Origin of the sequence: Streptomyces olivaceoviridis (assembly GCF_014650115.1) — a bacterium.
GTDB lineage: Bacteria > Actinomycetota > Actinomycetes > Streptomycetales > Streptomycetaceae > Streptomyces > Streptomyces olivaceoviridis.
In genome coordinates this window covers 87,841-100,963 of sequence record NZ_BMUI01000021.1, presented here as the reverse complement: position 1 = coordinate 100,963, position 13,123 = coordinate 87,841, and the positions used below count along the sequence as shown (strand labels likewise).

General features: G+C 75.3%; 10 protein-coding genes. 3 read left to right on the top strand and 7 right to left on the bottom strand.

Features of this window, described 5'->3' with window-relative positions; translation table 11 throughout:
• The first annotated feature begins 5 nt into the window (after positions 1-5).
• Positions 6-4,304 (top strand): cation-translocating P-type ATPase, encoded by a 4,299-nt coding sequence (locus tag IE273_RS31730; protein WP_189818611.1) that lies wholly within the window; start codon positions 6-8, stop codon positions 4,302-4,304.
• Positions 4,305-4,345: 41 nt separating this feature from the next.
• Here IE273_RS31730 and IE273_RS31725 read toward each other — a convergent pair whose 3' ends face one another.
• On the bottom strand, positions 4,346-5,425 hold the full coding sequence (locus IE273_RS31725) for an NADH:flavin oxidoreductase/NADH oxidase (protein WP_189818610.1): 1,080 nt from the start codon (positions 5,423-5,425) through the stop codon (positions 4,346-4,348).
• Between the two features lie 130 nt (positions 5,426-5,555).
• Here IE273_RS31725 and IE273_RS31720 point away from each other — a divergent pair, with 130 nt between their 5' ends.
• Positions 5,556-5,912 (top strand): ArsR/SmtB family transcription factor, encoded by a 357-nt coding sequence (locus IE273_RS31720; RefSeq protein WP_229887756.1) that lies wholly within the window; start codon positions 5,556-5,558, stop codon positions 5,910-5,912.
• Here the strand turns inward: IE273_RS31720 and IE273_RS31715 are convergent.
• Positions 5,829-7,220 carry a nucleobase:cation symporter-2 family protein gene (locus IE273_RS31715; RefSeq protein ID WP_189818608.1) on the bottom strand — a complete coding sequence of 464 codons (1,392 nt, stop codon included), beginning with the start codon at positions 7,218-7,220 and terminating at the stop codon, positions 5,829-5,831. The two genes, IE273_RS31720 and IE273_RS31715, sit on opposite strands and share 84 nt — an antisense overlap.
• Before the next feature lie 125 nt (positions 7,221-7,345).
• Positions 7,346-8,686, bottom strand: a complete 1,341-nt coding sequence (locus tag IE273_RS31710) for an FAD-dependent oxidoreductase (RefSeq protein ID WP_189818607.1) — start codon at positions 8,684-8,686, stop codon at positions 7,346-7,348.
• A 198-nt stretch (positions 8,687-8,884) separates the two neighbouring features.
• Here IE273_RS31710 and IE273_RS31705 point away from each other — a divergent pair, with 198 nt between their 5' ends.
• Entirely contained in the window at positions 8,885-9,439 is a 555-nt protein-coding gene (locus IE273_RS31705) for a DUF6214 family protein (protein WP_189818650.1), read from the top strand.
• An 18-nt stretch (positions 9,440-9,457) separates the two neighbouring features.
• On the opposite strand, the gene IE273_RS31700 is transcribed toward IE273_RS31705, so the two are convergent.
• The 4 genes from IE273_RS31700 to IE273_RS31685 all read right to left on the bottom strand — a co-directional run bounded on the left by IE273_RS31700 (position 9,458) and on the right by IE273_RS31685 (position 13,033).
• Positions 9,458-10,120: a TetR/AcrR family transcriptional regulator gene (locus IE273_RS31700; RefSeq protein ID WP_189818606.1), complete on the bottom strand. Its 663-nt coding sequence runs from the start codon at positions 10,118-10,120 to the stop codon at positions 9,458-9,460.
• A gap of 153 nt (positions 10,121-10,273) precedes the next feature.
• Entirely contained in the window at positions 10,274-10,963 is a 690-nt protein-coding gene (locus IE273_RS31695) for an HAD family hydrolase (protein ID WP_189818605.1), read from the bottom strand.
• Between the two features lie 10 nt (positions 10,964-10,973).
• Entirely contained in the window at positions 10,974-11,687 is a 714-nt protein-coding gene (locus IE273_RS31690; RefSeq protein WP_229887749.1) for a phosphatase PAP2 family protein, read from the bottom strand.
• A gap of 788 nt (positions 11,688-12,475) precedes the next feature.
• Positions 12,476-13,033 (bottom strand): DUF5134 domain-containing protein, encoded by a 558-nt coding sequence (locus IE273_RS31685; protein WP_189818604.1) that lies wholly within the window; start codon positions 13,031-13,033, stop codon positions 12,476-12,478.
• Positions 13,034-13,123: the final 90 nt, after the last annotated feature.

The window sequence follows — 13,123 nt, the reverse complement described above, 5'->3', positions numbered from 1 at the left end:
GTCATGTGCCCGGTCTGCCGACAGCGCCGTCGCCCGCCGCCCGCTGGCTGCCGACGGCGCAGCGCCTGCTCGCGCGGGCGGCGGCACCGGCGGTTCCGGCGGTCGGACTGGCCGCCGGTGTCGCCGCCGGAACCGCGCGCGCCGGTGTGCGGGGCCTGGACGCCGCCGCGCGTGTGGGGCGGGTGGCGCGCAACGCGCTGCCCGGCTCCGGTGACCACTGGCGGGCCGGGGCCCGCACCCACCTGGCGGTACGGCCCCTGGAACGCGAGCAGGCGCGGCGCGCGGGCGGCACCGAACACCTGGCGCGCCGGATGGCCGAGGCGCTGGCGGAGCACCCCGACGTACTCGTCGCCTACTGGGACCAGGGACTCGCCCGCCTGGTGGTGACCGTGACCGAGGAGGAGGCCGCCGACCGCGTCCTGGACCACGCGGCCGCCCTCGCCGAGCGGCACGGGCTCGTCCTTGAGGGCGCGGACGTGGAGGAGACCACGCACCCGGCCGACCCGGCCGGGGTGCGCGCGGCGGTGGCGACGCTCGCCGCCGACGGCGCCGGGATCGCGGTGGCGCTGACCGCGTACGCGCTGCGGCTGCCGCCCTCGCCCCGGGTGGTGACCGCGGCCGTGACGCTCCTGCGGGAGAACCCGCGTTCCCGCGCATGGTTGCGCGCCCGGCTCGGCGACTCCGGGATGGACCTCCTGCTGGCCTGCGCGAACGCCGCCGTGCACGGCGCCGGCCAGACCCCCACCTCCCTGGTGCTCGACGGCGCCCTGCGGGCCTGCCAGGTCGCCGAGACGGTGGCCCGCTCGGCCGCCTTCGACGCCGTGCACGACCAGTTGTGCGCCCCCGACCGCGTCAGCCTCGCCGCGCAGGGCCCGCCGCGCCCGCCGTTGCGCGTCTCCCCGGCCCAGGAGTACGCGGCCCACGCCTCCGCCGGCAGCCTCCTGGGCGCGGCGGCCACCCTCCTGGTCAAGCACGACGGCGCCGAGGCGGCCGAAGCGGTGCTGGCCGGCTCCCCGAAGGCCGCCCGCTACGGTCCCGCCGCCTTCCACGCCGTGCTCAGCGCCGCCCTGGCCCGCACCGGCGTGCTGGTCCGCGCCCCGGAGCGGCTGCGCCAGCTGGAGATGGCCGGCACGGTCGTCCTGCACCCGAGTGCGCTGCGCACGGAGGAAGGCGAGGCCGACCCGTGGGCCGAACCGGTGCTGGACGCGGCCCGCCGGGCCGGGCTCCGGGTCGTCCTCGTGGACGACCCGGCCCTGGAGGACTTCACCGGCCTCGCCGACCAGGTCGTCGACGCCCGCAGGCCGCTGGACGACGTCGTGTACGAGGCGCGTGGCGACGAGGGCGCCGTCCTGGTGGCCGCCCGGGTCCGCACGGCCGAGGAGCACGACGTGCTGGACGCCCTGCGGGCCGCCGATGTCGCGCTCGCCCTGACCGACCGGGACGCGGCGGTGGTCTGGGGCGCGGACATCCTCGCCCTGCACGGCCTGCCCGACGTGTGGCGGGTGCTGACCGCGGTCCCGGCCGCCCGCCGGGTCGGCCACCGGGCCCAGACCCTGGCCCGCTCCGGTGCCGCGCTGTCCGGGCTGCTCGTCGCCGTCGGCGAGTCCGGCGGCGGACGTGGCCGCCGGTCCGTGCTGCCGGGGCTCCGGCACGCACCCGTCGACGCCGGCGCCGCCCTGGCCCTGCTGTCCGGGATGCGGTCCGCACTGGGCGTGGCGGCGGCCCGCTCCCCGCACCCGCGCCCCCGGGTGCACTGGCACGAGCTGGACCCGGACGAGGCCCGTGACCGGCTGGCCCACGAACCGGCCGCCGAGACCGGCCCGTTCGGCGGGCTGGGCACCCGGATGCGCAAGGCGGCCGAGGGCGTCGGCCGGCATCCGGTCATTGCGCCCGCCCGCTGGTCCTACCGGCTCGGCCGCGCCGTCCGCGGCGAACTCCAGGACCCGCTCACCCCGGTCCTGGCCGTCGGTTCGGCCGCGTCGGCGATCCTCGGCTCCGTCATGGACGCGCTGCTCGTCGTCGGCGCCCTCGACCTGAACGCCCTGGTCGGCGGCATCCAGCGGTTGCGGGCCGAGCGGGCGCTGTCCGGGCTCGTCGCGGAGCAGAAGCAGAGGGCGCGCCTGGTGCCGCCGGAGACCGAGGCCCCGGCCGGCGGCACCCGCACGGTGGAGGCGGGCAAGCTCCGGCCGGGCGACGTGATCCAGCTCAAGACGGACGACGTGGTGCCCGCCGACGCCCGGCTGCTGTGGCAGGAGGGCCTGGAGGTGGACGAGTCCGCCCTGACCGGGGAGTCGCTGCCGGTGGAGAAGCAGACGGACCCCACCCCGCACGCCCCGGTGGCCGACCGGCGGTGCATGCTCTTCGAGGGCACGACCGTGGTGGCGGGCGACGCCCGGGCCATCGTCGTCGACACCGGCGACCGCACCGAGGCCGCCCGTGCCGTGCACCTCGCCGCCCGTACGCCCCCGGCCGCCGGCGTCCAGGCCAGGCTCCAGGAACTCACCCGCAAGGCACTGCCGTTGACGCTGGCGGGCGGCGCCGCGGTGACGGGGCTGGCGCTGCTGCGCGGCACCCCGATCCGCGAGGCGGTCAGCGGCGGGGTGGCGGTGGCCGTGGCGGCCGTACCGGAAGGGCTGCCGCTGGTGGCGACGGTCGCGCAGCTGGCGGCCGCTCGGCGGCTGAGCCGGGGCGGTGTCCTGGTGCGCACCCCGCGCACCCTGGAGGCGCTGGGCCGCATGGACACCATCTGCTTCGACAAGACCGGCACGCTCACCGAGAACCGGCTGCGGCTGGTGCGCACCTCCGACGCCGGGGGCACGGTCCGCGCGGTGGACGACGCCGGCTCCGAGGAGACGATCCGGGCCGCCGCGCGGGCCTGCCCGCGGCTGAACGGCGACTCCGACCGGCCGGTGCACGCCACCGACGAGGCCGTGCTGACCGCGGCGCCGCCCGACCCCGACTGGACCCAGCTCGCCGACCTGCCGTTCGAGGCCGCGCGCGGGTACGCCGCCGCCGTCGGCCGGAGCGGGGACGGCCCGGCCGTCCTGGTGGTCAAGGGCGCCCCGGAGACCGTGCTGCCCGCCTGCCCCGGCCTGCCGGCGCACGCCTCCGACTCCGCGCACACGCTGGCCGGGGCCGGTCTGCGGGTCCTCGCGGTGGCCGAACGCCGGCTCGGCGCGGGGGAGCAGGAGTCCGACGCCCTCGAACAGCCGCTTCAGGAACTGGAGTTCATCGGTCTGCTGGCGCTGTCCGACGTACCGCGCCAGACCTCCACGGCGCTGGTGAACGGGCTGAACGCGGCGGGCGTACGACCGGTCATGCTCACCGGCGACCATCCGCAGACCGCGCGGGCCATCGCCGCCGACCTGGGCTGGCCGGAGGACACCGTGGTGGTCACCGGCGACGAGCTGGCCGCGGCCGACCGCGCGTCCCGGGCCCGGATGCTGCGCGACGCGGGCGTGGTGGCCCGGGTGGCGCCCGAGCAGAAGCTCCAGGTCGTGGAGGCGCTGCGGGACGCGGGCCGGGTGGTCGGCATGGTCGGCGACGGCGCCAACGACGCCGCGGCCATCCGCGCGGCCGACATCGGCGTCGGCATCAACGCGCGCGGGTCGGCCGCCGCGCGCAACGCCGCGGACATCGTGCTGACCGACGACGACATGACGGTGCTGATCGACGCGGTCGGCGAGGGCCGCGCGCTGTGGCACAGCGTGGCCGACGCGATCGCCATCCTGATCGGCGGCAACGCGGGCGAGGTCGGGTTCGGCATCCTCGGCACGCTGCTGTCCGGCCGGGCGCCGCTGTCCACCCGGCAGATGCTCATGGTGAACCTCTTCACCGACCTGTTCCCGTCGATGGCGGTGGCGGTGACCGAGAAGGAGGGCGAGGCGGACCTGGGCCATGTGGAGGAGGCCGCCGGAGTGCTGGGCGATCCCCTGCTGCGGCAGATCCGGCACCGGGCCCTGACCACCTGCCTGGGCGCGCTCGCGGCCTGGCTGATCGGCCGTTTCACACCGGGCACCGCCCGCCGCTCCAGCACCATGGCGCTGTGCGGGGTGGTCGGCACCCAGCTGGTGCAGACCCTGCTGGACCGGCGCGACAGCCGCCTGGTGCAGATCACCTCGCTGGGCTCGGCGCTGGCCCTGGTGGCCGTGGTCCAGACCCCGGGCATCAGCCGCGTCTTCGGCTGCACCCCGCTCGGCCCGGTCGCCTGGGCGGGTGTCGTGGCCGCGATCGTCCTCGCCCTGGCCGGCCAGCGCACACTGCCCCGGCTGGAGCGGACCGTCGGGCGGCTGCTGCCGGTCTGACCCGCACCGCCGGGCCGGGGAACCGGCCCGGCGGCCCCGGCTCAGACCGAGCGGTGGTACTGGTCCGGGACCCGGATCCCTGCCTTCAGCTCGCGTGCCGCCTGGCGGGCCCAGGACGGGTTGCGCAGGAGTTCCCGGCCGAGCAGGACCACGTCCGCCTCGCCGTTCGCCACGATCTTCTCGGCCTGCTCGGGCTCGGTGATCAGGCCCACCGCGGCGACCGGCATCGGGGTCTCGGCCTTCACCCGGGCGGCGAACGGGACCTGGTAGCCCGGCCCGGTCGGGATGGAGACGCCGGCGGCGTTCCCGCCGGTGGAGACGTCGAGCAGGTCGACACCGTGGGCGTGCAGGTCGCGGGCGAAGCGGACCGTGTCCTCGGGGGTCCAGCCGCCGCCCTGGAGCCAGTCGGTGGCCGAGACGCGGAAGAAGACCGGCTTGTCCGCGGGCCACACCTCCCGCACGGCGTCCACGACCTCCAGGGCGAACCGGGTGCGGTTCTCGTAGGAGCCGCCGTAGGCGTCGGTGCGGTGGTTGGAGTGCGGGGAGAGGAACTCGTTGATCAGGTAGCCGTGGGCACCGTGGATCTCGACGGCCTCGAACCCCGCGGCGAGCGCCCGGCGCGCGGTGGCGGTGAACTGGCCGACGACCTCGGTGATCTGGTCCATCGTCAACTCGTTGGGGACCGGGTGGCGTTCGTCGAACGGCAGTGCGCTCGGGGCGAGCGGCTGCCAGCCGTGCGCCTCCGGTCCGACGGGCGCGCCGCCCTTCCACGGCCGGTCGGTGGACGCCTTGCGGCCGCTGTGGCCGATCTGGACCGCCGGCACGGTGCCCTGGGCGGTGAGGAAGCGGGTGATCCGGCGGAAGGCCTCCACCTGGGTGTCGTTCCACAGCCCGAGGTCGTACGGGGAGATCCGGCCCTCGGGCGAGACCGCGGTGGCCTCCACCACGATCAGGCCGGTGCCGCCGGCGGCCCGCGCCGCGTAGTGCGCGAAGTGCCAGTCGTTCGGAGCACCGGTGAGCGGCCCCTCCGGGTCGGCCGAGTACTGGCACATCGGGGGCATCCACACCCGGTTCGGGATGGTCACTTCGCGCAGGGTGATGGGCTCGAAGAGCGCACTCACGACGTACTCCATTCGTCACGGACCGCTGATCGGTTCGTACGGTACTCCTCGTACTACGATGGATGTCAAACTACGATGGCTCTCGTACAATGCAGACAGTCGAGCTTCTTGCGAGGAAGGGGCAGTCGTGGTGACCGACACCGCCACCGCCGGCCGTGCGCTGCCGCATCCGGAACGGGAACAGATCCGGCTGGAGTCCGTGCTGCACGCGCTCTCCGACCCGATGCGGCTCCAGATCGTGCGCGAACTCGCGGTACGGGAAGCGGAGTTGACCTGCTCGCAGTTCGACCTGCCGGTCACCAAGTCCACCAGCACGCACCACTTCCGGGTGCTGCGGGAGAGCGGGGTCATCCGGCAGGTCTACCGGGGCACGGCCAAGATGAACGGCCTGCGCCGGGACGATCTAGACGGCCTTTTCCCGGGGCTGCTCGACAGCCTCCTCGCCGCCGCCGACCGGCAGTCCGGCCGACTGCGCGCCGGCGGCTGAACCCCGCTTCACCGGAAGGTGGTTGAAGAGCAGGTTCAGCACGATCGCGGACAGGCAGCCCGCGCTGATGCCGCTGTTCATCACCGTCTGGAACCAGTCCGGGAACTTCGCGTACACCGTGGGCACGCCCACCGGCAGCAGGCCGATCGCCACCGAGACGGCCACCACGGTCAGGTCGTCGTTGCCCTTGAAGCCGACCCGGGCCAGCGTCCGCAGCCCGCTCGCCGCGACCGTCCCGAACATCACCAGGCCGGCCCCGCCGAGCACCGGCGCCGGGATCGCCGCGACCACCGCGCCCAGCTTGGGCAGCAGACCGAGCAGCACCAGGATCCCGCCGGCCGCCGCCACCACCCAGCGGCTGCGCACCCGGGTCATGCCGACCAGGCCCACGTTCTGCGCGTACGCCGTGTACGGGAAGGTGTTGAACACCCCGCCCAGCACGGTCGACAGGCCGTCCGCGCGCAGCCCGTCGGCGAGGGGGCGCGGCTCGACCTTCCGCCCGGTCAGCTCACCGACGGCGATCAGGTCACCCGTCGTCTCGGTCATGGTGACCAGGGCGACGACCAGCATGGACACGATCGCGGACAAGCGGAATCGCGGCGCCCCGAAGTGGAACGGCGTACTGACGCCCACCCAGTCGGCGTCCCCGACCCCGCTGAAGTCGGTGAACCCGAACGGCACGGCGACCGCCAGACCGGCCGCGATGCCGAGGAGCACGGCGATCCGGGAGAGGAAGGCGGGTGCGAACCGCTGCACGCCGAGCACCACGGCCAGCACGAAGCCCGCCAGTGCCAGGTTCCTCGGCTCCCCGAAGTCCTTCGCCCCGGCGCCGCCCGCCGCCCAGTTGCCCGCGACCGGCAGCAGCGAGACCCCGATGATCAGGATCACCGTGCCGGTCACCAGCGGCGGGAAGAAGCGCAGCAGCCGGCCGAAGAGCGGCGCGAGCAGCATGATGGCCAGCCCGGCGACGATCACCGAGCCGTAGATCGCGGGCAGTCCGCCCCCCGCCGTCCCGATGAGCACCATCGGTGACACGGCGGCGAACGTGCACCCCTGCATGATCGGCAGCCGGACCCCGAACCGCCAGAAGCCGACGCACTGGATCAGCGTGGCGATGCCGCACACCAGCAGGTCCGCGGTGATCAGATACGCCAGGTCGGCGGGCGACAGCTTCAGCGCGCCGCCCACGATCAACGGCACGGCGACGGCGCCGGCGTACATCGCGAGCACGTGCTGCAACCCGAAGGCGGCGAGCTGTCGTACCGGGGGTATCTCGTCGACGGGGTGCACGTCTGCGGTCGTGGCCATGGAATCTCCATCAGCGGCGGGTGGGGAGTGGCATGCGGACAGGACGAGACCGTAGGCGCCTTGAACAGTTTGTTGATTTCCGGCCCGTTGCCGGTGTGTGTCCTGCCCGCCCCCGGACAGCCGCGCTACGACAGCACCCGCGCCGCCCCGAGCAGCGCGTCCCAGTCGGAGAGTTTGACCACGCTCCGCCCCAGCCGCGCCCCCAGCTCGGCCTCGGCCTGCTCGATCGCCAGCCAGCCGGCCCAGGGCACGGGCTCGACGCCCGCCGCCCGCAGGGCGGCGACCGGCTCCTCCGGCACGTCCGCGCGGCCGAGCGCGGGAGCGTCCGCGAGCAGCGAGGTCACCGTCTCCTTGGCGCAGGGCCGGTTGGTGCCGATGACCCCGGTCGGACCGCGCTTGATCCACCCGGCGACGTACTCGCCGGGGGAGGGGACGCCGTCGCGCAGCACCCGGCCCTCCAGGTGCGGGACGGTGCCGCTCGCCGGGTCGAACGGCAGCCCTTCCAGCGGCACCCCGCGATAGCCCACCGAGCGCAGGACCAACTGGGCGGGCACGTCCTCGTACCGGCCCGTGCCGGTCACGCCGCCCGCGCCGTCGGGTGCCGTCCGCTCGAAGCGCACGGCACCCACCCGGCCGCCGTCGGCGAGCAGTTCCACCGGCCGCAGGAAGAACCGCAGCCGGATCCGCCGCGTGGCGGCCACCGCGGGAGGCCGTGCCGCCCAGTCGCGCAGCACCTCCACATTGCGGCGCGGCCCCGCCGGCAGCGCACCGGGATCGGCCGGGTCGAGCGCCAGCTCGGCCTTGTCCACGATCACGTCGGTGTCCGGCAGCCCGCCCAGTTCGCGCAGCTCCTTGGTGGTGAAACGGGCCTGTGCGGGACCGCGCCGGCCCACCATCTGCACCTCGGTGAGCCCGCTCGCCGCCAACGTGTCCAGCGCGGCCTGCGGGATGTCCGTGGGCCGCAGCTCCGCCGCACCCCGGACCAGCATCCGGGTGACGTCCACCGCGACATTGCCCACCCCGACGACGACCGCCGAGCGCACCCCGCGCAGGAAGCCCGCGTCGACCGCGTCCGGATGCGCGCTGTACCAGGACACGAACTCGGTCGCCGACCAGCTGCCCGGCAGGTCCTCGCCGGGAATCCCCAGCCGGCGGTCGGTCGCCGCGCCCACGCAGTACACCACCGCGTGGTAGATCCCCCTCAGCCGCCGTGCCGGCAGCCCGCCGGGGCCGCCCACCCGGACCCCGCCGAGGAACCGCACCCGCTCGTGCTCCAGCACCGTCCGCAGGCTGTTCTGAAGGGACTTGATCTTCTCGTGGTCCGGGGCGACACCGTAGCGGACCAGGCCGTACGGACACGGCAGCCGGTCCAGGACGTCCACCCGGACCTCCGGATCACGCTGAACGAGGCCCTGGGCGGTGTAACACCCACTCGGCCCGGAACCGACGACGGCGACACGCAGCACAGCGGTACTCCTCGCCCGAAGGAGGGTGTGGCGACGGCTCCAGCATGGCACCGCGGGGGCCCCGGCGGCAGGGGCCGGTGGGGTGACCCGGGTGCGTGTCCATACGTCCGGGTGTGATCACGACGTTACGTTGCGTGGGTGCCAGAAGCATCCTTTCTTGATCTTCCCGATCGGAACGCGGAGGATGGCGCGGTCTCCGTGTGGCCCGCGTGGCAGGTGCGGGAGCACGGCGGCGTCACCTCCTGGTTCCAGGTCCGGCTGGCCTTCCCCGACGGGGCCCGGGTCGACGCCCTGGCCGTGGTGAGCGCGGGTCGTGTCTCCATCGAGGACGTCCAGGCCGAGCCGGCCCTGTCCCTCGCCGACCTGACGGCGCTCGCCGACTGGATCGAGGGGCCGCTGTTCGCGGCCTGCGGTGTCGATGCCGGGGCGGACCCGGTGCGCGACGACCTGGTGTGCGGCGCGGATACGGGGGACGCGGACGACGGCGCGCCCCCGGACACCGGGTGCCCTCCGGCCGGGGAACCCCAGCCGGACGCCGGCGACGCCGTCGTACGCCGAGCCCGGCCGTCCTGGCCGCGTGGCACCGAGGGCCGCCGGCTCGTCGCGCGGGAGTACCGGGCGGCACAGGACGAGGGCGCCGACCCGGTGCTCGCCGTGATGAACGCGACCGGACGCGGTCGCCGGCGCGCCCTCCGGCTGATCGCCCAGGCACGGGACGCGGGCCTTCTGGCACCCCGTCACGCCCGGCGCTGACCGAGCGGCCGGACCCCGTCAGGGCGTGTCCGGCCGCTCCTCCGTGGCGAAGAACCGGGACAGATCCTCCAGCCCCGCCCCCGCATCGCCCTCGGGAGGCACACCCATCTCCCGGTCGAGGCCGTACCGCTGGAACAGCTCCGCCCGCAGCACCGGTACGGGCATCGGCACGCCCGGTACCAGCGCCGCGAACACCGCGCCCATCAACAGGGCCCGCAGCATCGGGTAGTCGGCCGAGACGTTCTGCGCGCCGTACCGGGCGACGGTGTCGCTGAGCAGCTCCGCCAGCCGGCGCTGCTCCGGGCACTGCACGAAGCCCTCGGCCTGGAGCAGGCCCGCCATGTGCTGGCGCATCAGCACGGGCCGGTCCCGGGCGAGGCCCAGGATCGCGTCGATCGCCCGGGCCAGCCGCTCCCGGCCGTCCTCGGTGCGCGGCTCCCGCTCCAGCGCCTCCTCCAGCGTCCGGTGCATCAGCCGGTGCACGGCGGACTGGACCAACTGGCGTTTGCCGGGGAAGTAGTACGACACCAGGCCGCGCGCCGAACCGGCCCGGTCCGCGATGTCGCCCAGCGTCGTGGCCTCGAACCCGCGCTCGCCGACCAACTCCACGGCGGCTTGTAGCAGCCGCTCCCGGGAACGCCGCCGCAATTCTTCATTGACCGAGGCGCTGCGCGGGGACATTCTGTAACTCCTGCGTTGACTGGCTGCCAGCCAACTATACTCAACGCAGCGGGTACGCCCATGCCCGGGGCCCGCCCGGAACAGCCGTCCGTCTGGGGCGACGCGGGGGATCGTCTCAGACGGACGGTGCGGCGTGCCGGTTCGCGTCGGCGCTCAGCCGACGAGATCCAGTACCGGCAGCAGCGCGTCGGGGCGTCGGGCCGCCGGCAGGTGGTCCACGAAGTGCACCCGGCAGCCGAGCGCGGTGGCGCCGCCGTCCGCCGCCCGGTTGTCGCCGACCATCAGCACCCGCCGCGGATCGGCGTCGAGCGCCTCGCAGGCGACCGCGAACAGCCGCGGATCCGGCTTCTGCACCCCGTGTTCGTACGACAGCACGTACGCGTCCACATACGCGTCGAGTCCGTGCTCCCGGAAGACCGGGCGCAGGTCCCAGCCGATGTTGCTGACCACGCCGACGCCGATCCCGCGCACGCGCAGGGCGCGCAGCACCTTCTCGGCGTCCGGGTACGGGGTCCAGGCGGCGGGGGACATGTGCCGTTCGTACAGGGCGTCGTGCAGCCCGGGATCCGGCAGCGGCACCCGGCGGGACAGGCCCGTGTAGGCGGCCCGGTGCAGCGCCGCGCTCTCGTCCCGCGCCGCCCAGACCGCCGCGAGGTCCGCCGGCAGCTCCGCCGGCTCCGCACCGCCCGGCAGCGCGCCGGCCGCCTCCAACGCCCGGGCGGTGGCGGCCAGTTCGGGCTCGGGCAGAGTGTGACCGGTCTCGTCCAACGTCGCACGCAGCCATGACGCGGCGGACTCGGCGCGGAACAGCGTCCCGGAGAAGTCGAACAGCACGGCGGCCATGCGCCGGACTCTACCGGCCGCGCGACGGCCATGCCCGGCCGTCGCGTGGCCACTCGTGGACCGTCACCGCCGCCGCGACCAGCGCCGCGCCGGCCAGCCACCCGCCGAGCACGTCCGAGGGCCAGTGGACGCCCAGCCACACCCGGGTCACGCCCACGCCCACCACCGAGACGAGCGCCGCCGTCACCGCCGTACGCCACAGGGCGGGGCGTGGGCCGTGGCGGTGCAGCAGCCACAGCAGCAGGCCGCAGACGACGGTGGCGGTCATCGCGTGACCGGACGGGAACGCCGCGTAGTGCGCGGAGTCGACCGGGTTCGGCCAGACCGGGCGGGGCCGGCCGACGACGGCCTTCACGAACTGCTGCACGAGCGTGGCCACCGCGCAGGTGATTCCCAGCCACAGCGCCGTCCACCAGGCCGCGCGCCGCCAGACGAGCCACACCGCCGCCGCGGCGCAGACCAGACGCATGGTGGTCGGGTCCCACACCCAGTCCGTCAGCACCCGGAAGACATGCGTCAGCTCGTGGTCGCGGACCGCCCAGCGGTGGGTGGTCCGGGAGATGCCGCCGTCCACGGTGATCAGGGGGTGCCAGCGCAGGGCGACGAGGACCAGCAACACAAGGAAGCAGGCGCCGAGAGCGGTGGCCACGCGGGCGGCTCTGCGGAGCGTCGTCGGCGGCTCGGGGGCGGGGGGCGACGGGGGAGCGGAGGGGCGCTGGTGCATGCCGTGATCCTGGTGGAAGCGAGGTGCCGTGGCCAAGTCCCGGTGGGGCGGGGCTGCCGTGGCCCCGGTGTCGGTGGGCGAGATCCGTCAGGTGAACGGCATCAGCCCAGCGCCCGCGGCCCCGGCACCCGCGCGGCGGTCGCTGCCGGGCGTGGTTTGTGCAGGGGCGGCGGCCGGGGTGGTGGTGTCGGGTGGGGTCTGTGCAGGGGCGGCAACCGGTCCCGTCCCGTTGGCGGGCGCCGCACACGGTGCGGGACGCGAGCGTGCGGAGGCGGACCGGGACCGGACACGCCCCGCTCCTCGCCGAGTTCGGCGCGGTCGGACCGCCCGGGATCCGGCCGTCCCGGGCCTGTGTGTGTCCCTGCTCGTGCGCGAGCGACGCGTCCCATTGCCGTGCCTTTCAGGCGGCGCTACGCGGTCGAGGTGACGGCGAGCCGGGGCGCCTGCGCCGGGCAGCCTCCAGACGAGCGGTTCGGCGCGCCGCGCACGCCGTCGCGCCCGGGCCCGTACGACGTCCCGGACCGGCATCGCCGGACTCCGCAGGCCGCCGCCGCGCCGAGGGGCGTCGGCAGGACGCGGCACAACAGGACGGCGGCCCCGATGCTTCCCCGGTGGGGGTACCCCAGCCACACCCGCGGGGCGCCGAGCAGCAGCGGGGCCACGGGGACCATCATGGTCAGCACGCCATGAGCGCGCGGCGCTCAGCCGTACCGTCCGCGGCGCCCAAGCGGCGCGAGCAGTGGGTCCGGACGCCGACGTGCGGGCGGGCGCCGTGCAGAGCCCGGCCGTCACATCGCCAGCAGCATCGCCACCATGCCGATCCCCATCGACAGCCGGCAGGCTCGGGCCAGCTCGGGGCGGTCGCCCCAGTGGGCCGGGCCGCCCACGCCCACGCCCGCGGAGGCGGGGGCGGGCACCAGCCGGGCGCCGGAGAGCAGCACATAGCCCGTGAAGTACAGCAGCAGCGCGCCGGTCAGCAGCGGCACGCCGGTGCCGCCGTGCCCGTGGTGGGCGGCGGGCGGCGACGCGGCCATCGCCACCGCCATGTAGACCATCGCGGCGCTGCCCACCAGATGGTGCAGATGGTGCCGGGCGCCGCGCGCGGCCCACAGCGCGCGCAGGGCCGCCGCGCCGAACACGGCCGCGTACACCGGCCACGCCCAGCTCGGTGGGGTGAACACCGCCGCCGGGACGGCCATCGCGGCCATGCCGAAGCCCATCAGCGCCTCGCCGCCCGCGGCCCGGCGCTGCTCCTCGACACCGCTGCGCATCCGCAGCAGGCAGTAGGCCCCGGTCAGCGCGCACAGCGCGACCAGCAGCCAGGCGATCGACACCGGTCCGTGCACGCGCACCTCCACGCTCGACGGTCGGTCGAGGGTGCGATGCCCACCGCCGGCGGAGCGCACGCGAGCGCAAGGGTGTACACGGGGAGCATG